Here is a 14,278-nt window from a genome sequence, read left to right as displayed (position 1 = left end):
CGGGACGGGGAACCAGTGCCGCGTCCGGTTGCAGAAGCTGCAGACCGAGAGCATCACCGGCACCTCCACGAGCACGCCGACGACCGTGGCCAGTGCCGCGCCGGACTCCGGCCCGAAGAGGGTGATCGCCACCGCGACCGCCAGCTCGAAGAAGTTGCTGGCGCCGATCAGGGCCCCCGGCGCCGCGATCGTGTGCGGAACCTTGAGCCACTTCATCAACCCGTAGGCGAGCGACGCGTTGAAGTAGACCTGGATCGTGATCGGCACCGCGATCAGCAGCACATGGAAGAGCCGTCCCGTGATGTTGTCGGCCTGGAAGGCGAAGATCAGCACCAGCGTCGCGAGGAGCGCGACCACTGCGACCGGGTGCAGCGCCGGCAGGAAGCGCGAGGAGAACCAGTCCGTGCCCTTGGCCTTGATCAGTGCGGCGCGGGTGACCACCCCGGCCGTCAGGGGAATGACGATGAACACCAGCACCGACGCGAAGAGAACGCTGAAGGGAACGATCAGACTCGATGCCCCCGCGACAAGAAACTTCACGATCGGCGCGAAGAACACCAGCATCAGCAGGTCGTTGACCGAGACCTGCACCAGCGTGTAGCCCGGGTCGCCGTCCGTGAGGTAGCTCCAGACGAAGACCATCGCCGTGCAGGGCGCCGCGGCGAGGATGATCGCGCCGGCGATGTACTGGTCGGCCTCCGCCGGCGCGATGAACCCGCTGAAGACCCAGCGGAAGAAGACCCAGCCGAAGAGGGCCATGCTGAAGGGCTTCACGATCCAGTTCACGAAGAGCGTGACGAACAGCCCCTTCGGATTGCGGCCGGCGTTGAGGACCGAGGAGAAGTCCACCTTGAGCATCATCGGGTAGACCATGAGCCAGATCAGCACCGCGATGGCGACGTTGATCTGCGAGCCCTCGCCGAACTCCAGGCCGCGCAGTGCCGCCACGGCCTCGGGCGCGGCCTTCCCAAGGGCCACGCCGACGCCCATGCAGAGCGCGACCCAGAGCGTCAGATAGCGGTCGAAGAAGCTCATCTGTTTCGCGGCCATTCGTTCCTCCCGGCTACTTCCCTGCACCCAGGCCCGAAAGCTCTCTCAGGCCGAACACGCCTTCCATGTCCGCGTTGAATCCATTGTGGATCTTCCTGACGACCCCCTGCCGATCGATGACGACCTGAAAGGGGATCAGGGTCACCCCGTAGCTCTCGAAGAGCTTCGAACCCTCGTCCCGGATGACCGTGTAGGTCGCCCCCAGTTGGCGGAACAGGTTGTTCATGGCCTTCGTCGACGACGCCCCGTCGGTGACGACGACCAGCGCGAGGTCAGTCGACCCGTACGCTTTCTCCAGCCGCACGAACTCCTTGATGGTCTCCTGGCAGGACGAGCAGAAGATCGAGCCGAAGTCCACGAGCACCGGCCGCCCCTTGAAGGTCTCGGCGGTGATCGCCCGCCCCTTGATGTCCTTCCCGGCGAGAGGCGGCGCCGGCTTGCCCACCGTCACCGCGCCGTTGGATTCGGTGAGGCCGGGCTTGGGGAGATCGAGCGCGAACGCCAGGGAGGGCAGCAGAAGCACACACCCGGCCATTGTCGTGAAGACGCTCCCTGCATTCATTCCTTGATTTCCCCCTCGGCGGACGCCGCCGGACCGGCGCACAGGAGCAGCGCCATGATTCCCATGGCTGCGGGGGCCCGCCGGACGAGGCCTGCGATCACGAACTCACCGCGCCGTGTAGAGGAAGTACAGTCCGCCCGCGAGCACCAGGACGCCGCAGATGCGCCTCCCGATCAGCATCGCCCGGGAGTCCTCGCTCCATCGGAGGTAGTCCTGGACTCCCTTGACCGAGGTCCCCGCCGCCGTGATGACCGCGCAGTGCCCGGCGCCGAAGGCCGTGAAGAGCGCCGCGGCGAAGACCGGCGAGGTTGCCCCGGACTTGAAGGCAACGGCGAGCACTGGCGCCATGTAGGCGAAGGTGCAGGGGCCGAGCGCGACACCGTACACGAACCCGATGACTAGGGCGGCAAGATAGCCTCGCCGGGCAGCGGGGATCCCGGATGGTCCTCCCCCGGGCAGCGGGATCACGTCCAGCAGGTGCAGCCCCATCACGAAGAACACCGCCGCCACGAGGTAGTTGACCCAGCCGCCCACGTTGCCGAGCATCCGGCCGAGGGCTGCCGTGATCACGCCGATCAAGGCGATCGACGCCAGGACCCCGAGAGCGAAGATAAGCGCAGTGCGAAAGGCTCGACCGACCGTCATCCCCTTCTGCTCGCTCATGAAGCCGACGATCAGGGGAATGCTCGCCAGGTGGCAGGGAGACAGGAGCACGCTCAGGAGTCCCCAGGCGAACGAAGCCCCGAGGGCGACGACGGGGGAACTCTCGACGGCGCGGCTCAGCGAGGCGAATAGAGCTTCCATCGCGGGGTCCGGCTAGAGCTGCACGCCGAGTTGGCGGAACGTGGCGAGGATATCGTCGTGGGAAAAGAAGCCCTGGTGGCGGAAGATCTCCTTGCCGGCCGCGTCGAAGAGGATCTGCGTCGGGATCAGCGCGATGTTGTAGCGCTCGGCGGCTGCCGGCTCCTCGAACACGTCGATGAAGTCCACCCGGAGCTTCGTCCCCTGGCTGGCCCGCAGGGCATGGAGCACCTTCGCCATTTCCAGGCAGGCTTGGCAGCGCATCGAGCCGAGTTCGAGAATACGGGGCCTGGCTGCCGTCGCGACCGGCGGCGTGCCGGCGGGCGGATTGGCGCGGACGGGCGCGGCAGCCACCGGTGACGCAGCCTCCTGCCCGGGCGCGGGACTTGCCGGCGGCGCCGAGCCTCCCGGTGCCTGCGGTGTCTGCACGGCGACCGGCTCGGGCCGGGCCACATACTCGGCCCTCTTCCCGCTCCGCAACGCAAACGTGGCCGCCACGGCCACCGCGAGGAGGGCGACAGTCGCAAGCTTCGCTCCGGTCTTCATCGACCCAGGCACCCTACTTCCCGAGCCAACCCCTGATCTCGTCCGCCTTGGGAATCCGTCCAGCGACCTTGAGCACGCCGTCGACGGCCACGCCCGGCGTGCTGATGATCCCCAGCTTCATCATCGCCTGGAGGTCGCTGACTTTCTCGACCACCGCGTCGGAGCCGAGCTCGGCAACCACGCGCTTCACAAGCTCCTCGGCCTCGTGGCACTTCCTGCATCCCGGACCGTAGACCGTGATCTTCATCGTCTCCTCCACTGCATCGCAATTGACTCAGCCGCAGCCGCAGCGCGTCGTCGGCAGCGCCGGCCCGCGCGGCGGCTCCCCCTCCCCGCCGCCCCCGGCGTCGTGCGGCGGTGCCGGAGTGAGCAGCCTCGCGGCAGCGAGCAGGCCGGCCTTCACGATCAGTTCGACCGGAATGGCTTCGTACGTTCTTCCGTCCACCGTCATGGTCCTGCAATCGGCATCCCCGCACGCGTCACAGCACTGGCTCTGGCCGCTGGTGGCGGCGAGCCACCACTCGATCGGCGCGCCGCCTACCCAGATCCGGTTGGACTCGAGAGGGGCAGCGGCGAACGTCTCCGGGCTGAGCGCCTCCTTCTCGAGAAGCACCGCGATGCCCAGCGGCTTCATGGCTTGCCGCAGGAGGTCGATTGCCCTCTCGACCTCCGCCTCCGTGGTGCCGCACCGAGGGCAGGTCTGGTTCGCCTCGTCGAGAAGACGTTGCCACCGGACGTTGAGTTCCTTCATGTCACGCTCGCCGGGCAGCAGGCGGCCCGCTTGCGCGCGACGCGTGCCATCCACCACCAGGCGCCAAGGATCGACACCGTCGTCAGCGCCGCGAGCAGCGGCTTCGCGAACGGGAGGTATCCGGCGCCGAAGAGGTTCAGGTAGACCACGAGCATCGGGGAGCCGCAGCAGCCGAGCAGGTAGCAGCCGCCCGCGGCCAGCAGGCCGGAAAAGGTGAGCCCGCCCAGCGCGAAGCCGCCGGCGGCAGACTTTCCCCGTGCGAAGGCGCGCACCGCCGTCGTCGCGAACGCCAGCGACAGCCCATAGGAGTAGCCCAGCCAATAGTCGCCGGCGTCGACGTAGCTGGCCAGCGCCGAGGGCGCGTCCGAGGGGAGCGAGGCCCACGGGGACTCGACCACCGCCGGTTCCGGCGCCCTCCCCACCCAGAGATAGTGCACCAGCACGGTCGCGGCAAAGACCGCCAACGGGAGGAGCGCCTCCCTGGCCGCGACCGCGGGGGATCTCATTTGGACGTGCCGCCAGCCGGCGCCGCCGGCTCGATGCCCGTGGCGACGAACTCCATCTTCCCGTCGCGCCGTTGGATGTCGCCCGAGATCAGCACCAGCGCCCGCACTCTCGGCATCTCGCCCGCCCAGGCCACGGGCAGGAGCTTCTCGGTCTCGCACGGCGTCGAGCAGCAGTTCGCGTAGCGCGCGTCGAGCAGCCCCAGCCGCTGTTCCTTCGCGAAGACCTTCCGCACCATGCCCCGCACCCGCAGCGCGCCCTGGTGCTTCTCCGGCGCCTTCAGGAGATCGTCGACCTCGACGAGCGGGCGCTCCCCCGCGGTTCCCGCCACGCCCGAGGGCGGGGCCTGCGCGGGAGGCGACGAAGGCGCGGCCCCCGCCGCCAGGGGCAGGGACAGGATCAAGACTGTGGCAAGGGCCACGATGAAGCCGTTTCTCATGCGGATCCCTCCTTCACGGGCCTGCGCCTGCAGGCGTGAGACCTTCGTCCCGACAGGTATTGTCTTGAACACCTCATTCCCCTGCCTCAGGATCGGCTCTTCCAGCCGTCGAAGAGCAGCTTCAGGCGGCGGAACAGTTCATCCCGCGTGCCGCGAAAGGCTTCCAGCCGGGCCGTGTCGTCGCCCGGGGCCTTTGCCGGGTCCGGGAGCCCCCAGTGCAGCTTGACCGCACCGCCGAGGAAGAGCGGACAGACCTCCTCGGCGCAGAGCGTTACGACGGCTTCCACAGAGGCCGCGTCGATCTCGTCCATCGCCTTGGAGCGCTGCGCGGAGATGTCGATCCCGATCTCCTTGAGGACCCGGATCGCCTGCGGCCGCACGGAGGAAGGATTCGAGCCGGCCGAGGAGACCGTCACTCCCGGCGGCGCCAGGAAGCGCGCGATCCCCTCCGCGAGCTGGCTGCGTGCGGAGTTCTGCACGCACAGGAAGAGGATGTGGCGAGGCGCGAGCGCCCTCAGGACTGCCGTCTCGAGCATCCACGCCGGCGGGACCCCGCCGGTCTCGTACGCGCGTCAGGCGATGCCCGCGGCGTGCGGCTCACGTCCCTCGATGTCCCTGCCGTCCACGAGCACGGTCGGCGAGCCCGGGAATCCCCTCTCCCTGGCTTCGGCCTCCGTCAGCCGGATGTCGCGCACGTCGGCTCCGGGCGCCAGCGCTGCGGCAATCTCCCGGGCCATGCTCAGCGCCCGCTCTGCGCCCGGGCATCCGGGGAGCGAAAGCACCTCGACCACCGGCGGCCTTCCTCTCATGGCCTGGCCTCGACACAGGACCCGACCGCACAGGCACTCGGGCCAACATCCTTCCTCGCCTCTGCGAGTCGCCCCCGATCGGCGAGAATCGTTCGATCATCGACGAGCCAGTCTGCAAGCTCCCGGAGAATCCCGGCGACATAAGGGTCTGCACTCGTCCGGTCGAGCGAGTAGTGAACCCATTTCTTCTCCTTGCGGTCATTGACGAGCCCCGCCGACTTGAGCAGGGAGAGGTGCTTGGAGACCGTGGAGGGAGTGAGGGCGAGGACGGCGATGATCTGACAGACACAGAGTTCGCCCGGCTCGAGCATCTTGAGGATCCTGACGCGAGTGGGATCGGCAACGGCCTTCATCACCGCCTCGTACCGTCGCAGGCTCATCGTTGCCTCCTATATGTTGACATACGACGAATCGAGAGTAGTATGTCTACATCTTACTGAAAAAGCAACAGCGATCCGGAGGACTGCGATGGTGACCGCCGATAAAGAAGCGAGTCCCCTGGCCGGCACTGCGATACCCATGAGCCCGGCCGGCCTGACCGGGGCAGCGTCGTTTCCCAGGCGAACGTTGCTCGCCGGCGGCATCGGTCTCGCCGTGTGGTGGGTCGCCTACCGCAGCCTCCTGCCTCTGGCGAAGTGGCTGACCTACCGGCTCTTCGGCTTGGCCGAGGGGACGCACCTCGCCTCGGCCGTCGAGTTCTTCCTCTACGACACGCCGAAGGTCCTTCTGCTGCTGACCATCGTGGTGTTTGTCGTCGGCATCGTCCGCTCCTACTTCACCGCGGAACGGGCGCGCCGCATCCTCGCCGGCAGGCGCGAGGCCGCCGGCAACGTCATGGCGGCCCTGCTGGGCATCGTCACCCCCTTCTGTTCCTGCTCGGCCGTTCCGCTCTTCATCGGCTTCGTGACCGCCGGCGTCCCGCTCGGCGTGACCTTCTCGTTCCTGATCTCCGCGCCGATGGTCAACGAGATCGCCCTCGTGCTCCTCTTCGGTCTCTTCGGCTGGAAGATCGCCGCGCTCTATCTCGGCACCGGGCTGGTGATCGCGATGCTCGCCGGCTGGACCATCGGCAGGATCGGCATGGAGCGCCACGTCGAGCCGTGGGTCTACGAGGCGATCGGCACGGGGGGCGAGGGCGGGCTCGACGAGCGACTCCCCTTTGCGCGGCGCATCCAGCACGGCGTCGACGCCGTGCGCGACATCGTGGGCAGGGTCTGGATCTATGTCGTGCTCGGCATCGCCGTCGGCGCCGGGATCCACGGCTACGTCCCGGAGAACTTCATGGCGTCCTTCATGGGGCGCGGCGCCTGGTGGTCCGTGCCGCTCTCGGTGCTGATCGGCATCCCGATGTACAGCAACGCGGCGGGGATCATCCCGGTGGTCGAGGCGCTGCTCGGCAAGGGGGCGGCGCTCGGCACGGTCCTGGCCTTCATGATGGCGGTGATCGCCCTCTCGCTCCCCGAGATGATCATCCTCCGCAAGGTGCTGCGCCCGCGGCTGATCGCGACGTTCGCCGGCGTAGTCGGCGTCGGGATCATGTTCGTCGGGTATCTCTTCAACGCCATCATGTGAGCACCGTCGTCACGGGGCTCGCCCAGCATCCCCGGCAGGAGGTGACCGGCCATGAAAGTCGAGATCTATGATCCCGCCATGTGCTGCCCCACCGGCATCTGTGGCCCCGCGGTGGACCCGACGCTCATCCGCATGAACGACGCCGTCATGACGCTCCAGCGCCAGGGCGTGGAAGTCGTCCGCTACGGCCTCGCCCAGCAGACGAAGGCCTTCCTGGAGAACAAGGCGGTCGCCGACCTGCTCCACGCGCAGGGCAAGAAGGTTCTTCCGGTGACCCTGGTGAACGGCCAGGTCTTCCGCACCGGCTCCTACCCTGCCTACGAGGAGCTGTGCACGGCGCTCGGCATCGAACCGCAGGCGCCGCCCGTGGCCCTGCCCATGGCGTAGCGGGCGCCGCCGTGACCCGGTATCTCTTCTTCTCCGGCAAGGGCGGCGTCGGCAAGACGACGATGGCCGCGGCAACCGCCATCCACCGCGCGCAGAAGGGCGAGCGCACCCTGATCGTCACCACCGATCCCGCCTCGAACCTGGCCGACGTCTTCGAACAGGCGATCGGGCACCGCATCGTCCCGATCCACGGGATCTCGAACCTGTGGGCGATGGAGATCGACCCGGACGCGGCGACGCGCGAATACAAGGAGCGCTTGATCGGCCCCTACCGCGGCGTGATGCCGGAGGACGTCATCGCGTCCCTCGAAGAGAATTTGAGCGGCCCCTGCACGACGGAGATGGCGTCGTTCGACCGGTTCATCGACTTCATGGAAGGCGCCGAATACGAGGTGATCGTTTTCGACACCGCCCCCACCGGCCACACGATCCGGCTGCTCGAGCTGCCCGTGGACTGGTCGCGACACATCGAGGAGTCCGCCAGGGGCAGCGGGCAGACGTGCCTCGGGCCGGTCCAGACGATCCAGGACTCCAAGGAGAAGTACGACCGGGCCACGGCGCTGCTGCGGGACCCGGAGCGGACCACGTTCGTCTTCGTCATGCGCCCCGAGTCGCTGTCGCTCTACGAGACGCTGCGCGCCAGGAAGGAACTCCGGACGATCGGGATAACCTCCGGCCTCACGGTCATCAACGGCATCCTGCCCCGGGAGGCCTGCGACGCGAGGTTCTTCGCGGGGAAGTTCGAGGCGCAGCAGCGAGTCATCGCGGACGCCGCGGCAGCGCTCGGGACGCCGATCAGGCGGATGCTCCTGCGCGACGGCGAGGTGAAGGGAATTTCCGCGCTCGCCTCGGTCGCGGCGGAGCTCTACGATGGCATTCTTCCAGCCACCGCGCCCGGCCCGCCCGGCTGCGAGCCGGAACCGTCCCCCCCGGCGCCGCCGGACCTCGACCGCCTCCTGCTTCCCGTTCCCGGCGAGGGGACCCGCGCCATCTTCTTCACGGGCAAGGGGGGCGTGGGCAAGACCACGGTCTCCTGCGTCGTCGCCATGCACCTCGCGGACCGGGGCTTCAAGACCCTCATCGTCACGACCGACCCGGCGGCGCACCTCGGGGAGGTCTTCGGCGTCCCCGTCGGCAGCGAGCCGGCGCCGATCGCCGGGAATCTCTCCGCCGTCATGATCGACCAGCAGCAGGCGTTCGCCGAATACCGGGAGCGGGTCCTGGGCGAATCCCGCGGCACCTGCTCGGCGCAGATGCTCGCCGCGATGGAAGAGGAGCTCAACTCCCCCTGCACCGTGGAGATGGCGGCCTTCGACAGGTTCGTCCGGTTCATCGAGGGGCGCGACTACGACGTGGTGGTCTTCGACACGGCCCCCACCGGCCACACGCTGCGCCTCCTGGACCTGCCATTCGATTACGCGCGGCAGGTGGAGATGATGGTCTCATCCGCCGAGAACGCGGCGGTGAAGCAGGAGACCGGCAACCGCTTCCGTCAGATCATCGCGCTGCTGCGCGACCCGGCGCGGGCGGTCTTCAGCCTGGTTCTGTACCCCGAATCCACGCCAATCATGGAATCCTGGCGCGCCATGCTCGACCTGAGGCGCGCGGGGATTCACACGCAGTTCATCGTCGCGAATCTCCTGTTGCCCGAGGCGGCGTGCGGAAACGCCTTCTTTCGCAACCGGCGGCGGATGCAGCTGAAGTACCTGAAGGATATCGACGACAGGTTCGCGCTGCCGGTGCTCCGTTTCCCGTTGATGGCCGAGGAGATCAGGGGGCTGGACCTGCTTCGCCGTGCGACGGCTGCGCTTCCCTCGGGTCTCACGTCGGCCTGAGCTGTGGATCCCGCAACAGGCACCGCCGACTCGCAGCCTCGCACGCGTGCGATAATCGCCCCCCGGGGAAGAGGGAGGCGCGGGTGAGGAAGCCGGTCGTCACGCTCTACGTCAACGAGCCGATGGGACGCAAGTGCCAGGCGAACTTCGCGGCGGCCGCCCACGCGCGGGACGCCTTCGGCGTCGAGCTGGTCATCGTCAAGGACACCTCTGCGGACTACCGCCCCGGCGTCGACCCTCCGGTCGCCTCGGTCGCCCTCGACGGCACGCTGCTCGTGCAGCAGGACACGATCACCTTCGAGGAGCTGCAGGCGGCCATTCTCCGCGCGCGGCGCTAGGCATCCGGGGCACTTCGCCACCCGCGCCGGATGCGCTAGAGTACCCTGCCGTGGACGATCAGCGCCGGGGCGAGCAGCGACAGGAAGACCGGAGCAGTCTGCTGCGGCAGATCCTGGACACGGCCAGCGTCGGGATCTTCCTCGTCGACAAGGCCGGCAGGATCACGCACGCCAACCGGCGCATGGCGGAGATGTTCCTGCGTCCTCTCGCGGAGATGGTCGGCTGCGAGTACGTCGACCTCGTGCACCCCTCGGAGCGTGAGACCGGCCGGCGCACCATGCTCGCCCTGCTGGCGAGCGAGATCGAGTCGGTCGACGTCGATCGCCGCTACTGGCGGCGCGACGGCTCGTCGTTCTGGGGACACCTTTCCGGCCGGCGGTTCCACGATGCGCGCGGCGCCGACATCGGCCTGATCGGCGTCATCGCCGACATCACCGCGCAGAAGGAGGCGCAGGAGCGGCTTCAGGCCAGCGAGAGCCGCTATCGGGCCATCGTCGACACCCAGGCCGAGTTTGTGGTGCGGTATGCTCCCGGCGGCATCCTCACCTTCGTCAACGACACGCTCTGCCGCTATGCGGGCATGACCCGCGAGCAGCTGATCGGCACCTGCTACCACCCCTTCATCCACCCCGACGACCGCGAGGCGCTCATCAGGGACGTCGCGGCCCTCGACCGGGAGCACCCCTCCATGATCGCCGAGGCGCGCATCGTCCTGCCGGACGGCCGGGTGACCTGGCACCAGTGGACCCACCACGCGATCTTCGACGCCGAAGGAAGCCTCGTCGAGTACCAGTGCACCGGGCGGGACGTGACCGAGGTCAGGCGGACCGAGGCGGCGCTGCGGGAGAGCGAGGCCAAGTACCGGCGCCTCTACAACGAGACGCCGGTGCTGCTGCACTCGATCGACCGCGACGCCCGGCTCGTGGAGGTCAACGACCACTGGCTCCGGACGCTCGGGTACGAGCGCGCCGAGGTCATCGGCAGGAAGGTGACCGACTTCTACACGCCCGCCTCGCGCCGGTACGCGGAGGAGGTCGTCCTGCCCGCCTTCTTCCGGGACGGCTTCGCCAGGGACGTACCCTACCAGTTCATCAGGAAGGACGGCGGGATCGTCGAGGTCATGCTTTCCGCGACGGGCGAGCGCGACGCGGAGGGAGGCGTCGTGCGGTCCCAGGCCGTGATCCTCGACGTCACGGAGCGCAGGCGGACGGCCGAGGCCCTCCGGTACTCGGAGGCGCGGTTCCGCGCCATCATCGAGGGTGCCTCGGTGGGCATCCTCGCCGCCGACGTCGACGGCCGCGCGATCCGCTACGCCAATCCGCAGATCTGCCGCATGCTCGGGTACCCCGAGCAGGAACTGCTGGCGCTCACCGTCCCGGAGCTGGTCGCGCCCGAGGAGGCCGACGAGTCCGTCGCCCGCTTCCGGGCCCACGTCGACGGCCGGACGCGGACCAGCGAACGGACCTTCAGGCGGCGTGACGGCTCTCCCGTGCGCGTGGCGATCAGCACGGTGCGGGTGGAGCTCGAGGGCCGCGCCACCCTCGTGGGTTTCTTCACGGACATCACCGAGCGGCGCCTCCTCGAGGCCGAGCGCCTCAAGAGCCAGAAGCTCGAGTCCGTGGGCACGCTCGCCGGCGGCATCGCGCACGACTTCAACAACCTCCTGCAGGGCGTGTTCGGCTACATCTCGGTGGCGCGGCTGGCCGCAGACGACCGCGAGCGCTCCCTCGCCATGCTCGCGAAGGCGGAGCAGGCGCTGCACCAGGCGGTGAACCTCACGAACCAGCTCCTGACCTTCTCCAAGGGCGGCAGGCCGGTGAAGAAGGTCCTGGCGCTCGCACCGCTCCTCGAGAGCGCCGCCACCTTCTCGCTGAGCGGGGCGCGCACGACCTGCCGGATCGCGGCCGCGCCCGATCTGTGGAACGTCGAGGCCGACGCCGGACAGCTGGCCCAGGTGATCCAGAACATCGTCCTGAACGCCGACCAGGCCATGCCCCACGGGGGGACGGTGGAGATCGGGGCGCGCAACCTTCCGGCGGCGCCCCTCCCGCCGGGCATGGCGCCGGCGGCTGCGGTCGAGATCACCATCCGGGACAGCGGCGTCGGCATCGCGGAAGGCGACCTCCCGAGGGTCTTCGACCCGTACTTCACCACGAAGGAGGGCGGCAGCGGGCTGGGCCTGGCCACCTCCCACGCCATCGTCCGCAACCACGGGGGGACAATCGGCGTGGTGTCGGCGCCCGGCAAGGGCTCGACGTTCACCATCCTGCTGCCGGCGTCCCGGGCGCCCGTCGCCGCGGAGATCACCGCCGCCCCCGCCGGCGGGGGGCGCCGCGGCCGCATCCTCTTCATGGACGACGAGGACGTGGTCCGCCAGGTCGCCGTGGAGTTGCTTGGGGCGCTGGGCCACGCAGCCGACGCCGTGGCCTGCGGCGAGCAGGTGCTCGAGCGCTACCGCGCGGAGCGGGAAGCCGGCCGGCCCTACGACATCGTCATCCTCGACCTGACGATACGGGGCGGCATGGGGGGATTGGAGACCGTGCGCGCGCTGCTGGAGATGGACCCGGGCGTGCGGGCCATCGTCTCCAGCGGCTACGCCGGCAGCGACGCGATCGCGGAGTACCGGCGGCACGGCTTCGCGGCGTGTCTGCACAAGCCGTACACGGCGGCGGCGCTGCGCGAAGAGCTCGCCAGGCTGCTGGCCTGACGGCGCTCGGCCCCGGCGCCTCCCCGACCACGTCGGAAGGGCACCGGGGCCGCACAGCGCGACGACGGCGGGGGCGGCGCCCCCGCCGCGGGATCAGGCCTTCGCCTTCACCACGTAGACAGAACAGGGTGCGTGGCGCACGACCTTCGAGGCCACGGAGCCCATCCGGAAGCGCGACGCCGGCGAGAGGCCGCGGCTGCCGATCACCACGAGGTCGACCTTTTCCTTCTCCGCGAAGCCGATGATCGCGTCGGGGATGTTGGTCGCGGAGACCTCGGCCTTGCAGTGGACCTTGACGCCCTCGCCGGTGGCGATGTCGCAGGAGCGGTTCACCACCTTGGTGCCCTTGGCCTCGAAGTCCTGCTTCAGGTGCTCCCGCCCCGAGAGCGAGAGCTCCAGGTCGAACGACTCGAAGCTCGGGACGACCGTCAGGACGAACAGCTCGCCGCCCTTGCTCTTGAGCAGGTCGATCGCGGTGTACAGCGCCTCTTCGGCGTGCTTGGACCCGTCGACGGGAACGAGTATCTTCATGTCTTTCCTAGGCCTCCTTCTTGACCTTGGCCTTCGTCATCGTCAGGCCGATCCCGTCGAAGATGTAGAAGATCGCGAAGCCCCACCAGAGCGTGTAGACAAGATAGAAGACGAGCACCGCCGTCATCAGCACCGCCTTGTCGGCCACCTTCTCCGCCGGGATCCCGTAATAGTTGTACGCGGTCTCGACACCCTTCTTCAAGACCTCGGAGATCGCGTTCGACTCCTCGATCTTGCCGGTCTTCTTGAACTCCTTGTCGATCGCCGAGAAGGCCTGCCACCAGGTCTTGAGCGCGGCCTTCTCCTTGGCGCCGCCGTAGCGGCCCGAGACCGCCGCCCCGTCGTTCTTGTACATGTTGTCGGCGTCCACGAGCACCGCCGCGAGCACCGCGCCGAGGTCGCCCTTGACCGACAGCCTGGCCCCGTCGGCGCCGGCGGTCGCGCCCGCCGTCGTGAAGAGCGTCGCGGCCAGCGCCGCCGTTTCAGGCTTGTCGAGCGTCACCGCCGCATCGAAGGGCTTGCCCGCCCAGCCCTGGACGTTCTTCTGCAGCTTGGGGATGAAGTACGAGGAGCCCTTCGAGAGCTTGTTGAACAGGTCGTCGGCGTAGTCCAGGCCGTTCAGGGGCTTGCCGTCCCTGCCTGCGCCGAAGACCGGCATGAAGATCAGGGCCAGCACGGCGAAGAAGGAGATCGCCAGCACGACCCCGACGCCGATGGACTTGCTGTTGGTCTTGGCCATGGCTCAGCCCTCCTCCCGCAGCGTCTTGATGTTGGTCACGAACTTGCTGATGATCCAGAAGCCGAAGAAGCCGACGACGATCCAGAAGATCACGTTGCCCACGGTCTCGATGCCGTTGTTGAAGCCCTTCGAGAACTTGATGACCTCCAGCTCGGTGAACTTCTTCGGCAGCGTCGTGACGCGGTTGATGAAGCCGGCGATGATCGAGACCGCGTAGAAGGCGCGGATGTGGATCCCCTTGACGACCTTCGTGGTCAGCGCGCCGACCTGGATGCCGATCAGCGAGCCCAGGAGCATGCCCATGGCCAGCGTGTAGAAGACGTAGCCGTAGATCGCGTACTGGGCGATCGAGGCCAGTCCGGCGGTGAAGATGATCTGCAGGATGTCGGTGCCGACGGTGGTCGCCGTCGAGACGCCGAAGACGTAGACGAACATCGGGAAGGTCACGAACCCGCCGCCGACGCCCATGATCGCGGCCAGCGCGCCGACGACCATGCCGCCGATCGCGACCCAGAGCCACGAGATGCGACGGCCCCCAAAGTCCTCGTCGAAGGTGATCATCGGCGGGATGTTGATCTTCTGGAGCTTGACCGCGAGCCCGGTCGTCCCGGTCGGGCCGCCGTGCGCGCCGTGGCCGCCGGCGGTCTCCTTGACGTTGCGCGACTTCCAGTAGTCCGCGAGCGCGTAGAAGCCGAGGAAGCCGAGC

19 protein-coding genes are annotated in these 14,278 nt (G+C 68.4%); 5 read left to right on the top strand and 14 right to left on the bottom strand.

What is annotated here, in order from left to right; all coding sequences use genetic code 11:
• The 11 genes from arsB to VI078_15370 all read right to left on the bottom strand — a co-directional run.
• Positions 1-1,050 (bottom strand): ACR3 family arsenite efflux transporter (gene arsB / locus VI078_15420; protein HEY6000676.1); only part of this gene is annotated, 1,050 nt, incomplete at its 3' end.
• A gap of 13 nt (positions 1,051-1,063) precedes the next feature.
• Positions 1,064-1,573, bottom strand: a complete 510-nt coding sequence (locus VI078_15415) for a TlpA disulfide reductase family protein (protein HEY6000675.1) — start codon at positions 1,571-1,573, stop codon at positions 1,064-1,066.
• 144 nt (positions 1,574-1,717) lie between these two features.
• On the bottom strand, positions 1,718-2,416 hold the full coding sequence (locus VI078_15410; protein ID HEY6000674.1) for a cytochrome c biogenesis protein CcdA: 699 nt from the start codon (positions 2,414-2,416) through the stop codon (positions 1,718-1,720).
• A 12-nt stretch (positions 2,417-2,428) separates the two neighbouring features.
• Complete coding sequence (locus tag VI078_15405) at positions 2,429-2,959, bottom strand: thioredoxin family protein (GenBank protein ID HEY6000673.1); 531 nt, start codon at positions 2,957-2,959, stop codon at positions 2,429-2,431.
• 13 nt (positions 2,960-2,972) lie between these two features.
• Positions 2,973-3,206: a thioredoxin family protein gene (locus VI078_15400; protein ID HEY6000672.1), complete on the bottom strand. Its 234-nt coding sequence runs from the start codon at positions 3,204-3,206 to the stop codon at positions 2,973-2,975.
• 27 nt (positions 3,207-3,233) lie between these two features.
• Positions 3,234-3,710 (bottom strand): DUF2703 domain-containing protein, encoded by a 477-nt coding sequence (locus VI078_15395; GenBank protein HEY6000671.1) that lies wholly within the window; start codon positions 3,708-3,710, stop codon positions 3,234-3,236.
• Entirely contained in the window at positions 3,707-4,216 is a 510-nt protein-coding gene (locus VI078_15390) for a hypothetical protein (protein HEY6000670.1), read from the bottom strand. Before VI078_15390 ends, VI078_15395 begins: the two co-directional genes overlap by 4 nt.
• Positions 4,213-4,653: a hypothetical protein gene (locus VI078_15385; GenBank protein HEY6000669.1), complete on the bottom strand. Its 441-nt coding sequence runs from the start codon at positions 4,651-4,653 to the stop codon at positions 4,213-4,215. The genes VI078_15390 and VI078_15385 overlap by 4 nt, the downstream gene beginning before the upstream one ends.
• 86 nt (positions 4,654-4,739) lie before the next feature.
• Positions 4,740-5,189, bottom strand: a complete 450-nt coding sequence (locus tag VI078_15380; GenBank protein HEY6000668.1) for an arsenate reductase ArsC — start codon at positions 5,187-5,189, stop codon at positions 4,740-4,742.
• Between the two features lie 36 nt (positions 5,190-5,225).
• Entirely contained in the window at positions 5,226-5,462 is a 237-nt protein-coding gene (locus VI078_15375; GenBank protein ID HEY6000667.1) for a hypothetical protein, read from the bottom strand.
• Positions 5,459-5,842 carry a metalloregulator ArsR/SmtB family transcription factor gene (locus VI078_15370; protein ID HEY6000666.1) on the bottom strand — a complete coding sequence of 128 codons (384 nt, stop codon included), beginning with the start codon at positions 5,840-5,842 and terminating at the stop codon, positions 5,459-5,461. The genes VI078_15375 and VI078_15370 overlap by 4 nt, the downstream gene beginning before the upstream one ends.
• A gap of 139 nt (positions 5,843-5,981) precedes the next feature.
• On the opposite strand from VI078_15370, the gene VI078_15365 reads away from it, so the two are divergent.
• The 5 genes from VI078_15365 (at position 5,982) to VI078_15345 (ending at position 12,302) form a co-directional block, all read left to right on the top strand.
• Positions 5,982-7,034 (top strand): permease, encoded by a 1,053-nt coding sequence (locus VI078_15365; protein HEY6000665.1) that lies wholly within the window; start codon positions 5,982-5,984, stop codon positions 7,032-7,034.
• A 51-nt stretch (positions 7,035-7,085) separates the two neighbouring features.
• Positions 7,086-7,421 (top strand): arsenite efflux transporter metallochaperone ArsD, encoded by a 336-nt coding sequence (gene arsD / locus VI078_15360; protein HEY6000664.1) that lies wholly within the window; start codon positions 7,086-7,088, stop codon positions 7,419-7,421.
• A gap of 11 nt (positions 7,422-7,432) precedes the next feature.
• Positions 7,433-9,256 (top strand): TRC40/GET3/ArsA family transport-energizing ATPase, encoded by a 1,824-nt coding sequence (locus VI078_15355; GenBank protein ID HEY6000663.1) that lies wholly within the window; start codon positions 7,433-7,435, stop codon positions 9,254-9,256.
• 83 nt (positions 9,257-9,339) lie between these two features.
• On the top strand, positions 9,340-9,594 hold the full coding sequence (locus VI078_15350; protein ID HEY6000662.1) for a hypothetical protein: 255 nt from the start codon (positions 9,340-9,342) through the stop codon (positions 9,592-9,594).
• A 50-nt stretch (positions 9,595-9,644) separates the two neighbouring features.
• A complete protein-coding gene (locus tag VI078_15345; protein ID HEY6000661.1) occupies positions 9,645-12,302 on the top strand; it encodes a PAS domain S-box protein in 2,658 nt (885 codons plus the stop codon).
• A 93-nt stretch (positions 12,303-12,395) separates the two neighbouring features.
• Here VI078_15345 and VI078_15340 read toward each other — a convergent pair whose 3' ends face one another.
• The 3 genes from VI078_15340 to VI078_15330 all read right to left on the bottom strand — a co-directional run.
• A complete protein-coding gene (locus tag VI078_15340) occupies positions 12,396-12,833 on the bottom strand; it encodes a universal stress protein (protein HEY6000660.1) in 438 nt (145 codons plus the stop codon).
• A gap of 7 nt (positions 12,834-12,840) precedes the next feature.
• Positions 12,841-13,572, bottom strand: coding sequence for a hypothetical protein (locus VI078_15335; GenBank protein HEY6000659.1), 732 nt, complete (start codon positions 13,570-13,572; stop codon positions 12,841-12,843).
• Between the two features lie 3 nt (positions 13,573-13,575).
• On the bottom strand, positions 13,576-14,278 hold a 703-nt coding region (locus tag VI078_15330; GenBank protein ID HEY6000658.1), incomplete at its 5' end, for a sulfite exporter TauE/SafE family protein.

The sequence above is a fragment of the bacterium genome (genome assembly GCA_036524115.1).
Taxonomy (GTDB): Bacteria; JAUVQV01; JAUVQV01; order JAUVQV01; family DATDCY01; genus DATDCY01.
The sequence above is the reverse complement of the archived record's forward strand: the minus strand, read 5'-3'. Positions and strand labels throughout refer to the sequence as shown.

Excerpts from the sequence above, each read along its gene's own strand:
- VI078_15410 (HEY6000674.1), bottom strand. The coding sequence starts at position 2,416 with ATGGAAGCTCTATTCGCCTCGCTGAGCCGCGCCGTCGAGAGTTCCCCC.
- VI078_15405 (HEY6000673.1), bottom strand. The coding sequence starts at position 2,959 with ATGAAGACCGGAGCGAAGCTTGCGACTGTCGCCCTCCTCGCGGTGGCC.
- VI078_15400 (HEY6000672.1), bottom strand. The coding sequence starts at position 3,206 with ATGAAGATCACGGTCTACGGTCCGGGATGCAGGAAGTGCCACGAGGCC.
- VI078_15395 (HEY6000671.1), bottom strand. The coding sequence starts at position 3,710 with ATGAAGGAACTCAACGTCCGGTGGCAACGTCTTCTCGACGAGGCGAAC.
- VI078_15390 (HEY6000670.1), bottom strand. The coding sequence starts at position 4,216 with ATGAGATCCCCCGCGGTCGCGGCCAGGGAGGCGCTCCTCCCGTTGGCG.
- VI078_15385 (HEY6000669.1), bottom strand. The coding sequence starts at position 4,653 with ATGAGAAACGGCTTCATCGTGGCCCTTGCCACAGTCTTGATCCTGTCC.
- VI078_15380 (HEY6000668.1), bottom strand. The coding sequence starts at position 5,189 with ATGCTCGAGACGGCAGTCCTGAGGGCGCTCGCGCCTCGCCACATCCTC.
- VI078_15375 (HEY6000667.1), bottom strand. The coding sequence starts at position 5,462 with ATGAGAGGAAGGCCGCCGGTGGTCGAGGTGCTTTCGCTCCCCGGATGC.
- VI078_15370 (HEY6000666.1), bottom strand. The coding sequence starts at position 5,842 with ATGAGCCTGCGACGGTACGAGGCGGTGATGAAGGCCGTTGCCGATCCC.
- VI078_15365 (HEY6000665.1), top strand. The coding sequence starts at position 5,982 with ATGAGCCCGGCCGGCCTGACCGGGGCAGCGTCGTTTCCCAGGCGAACG.
- arsD (HEY6000664.1), top strand. The coding sequence starts at position 7,086 with ATGAAAGTCGAGATCTATGATCCCGCCATGTGCTGCCCCACCGGCATC.
- VI078_15340 (HEY6000660.1), bottom strand. The coding sequence starts at position 12,833 with ATGAAGATACTCGTTCCCGTCGACGGGTCCAAGCACGCCGAAGAGGCG.
- VI078_15335 (HEY6000659.1), bottom strand. The coding sequence starts at position 13,572 with ATGGCCAAGACCAACAGCAAGTCCATCGGCGTCGGGGTCGTGCTGGCG.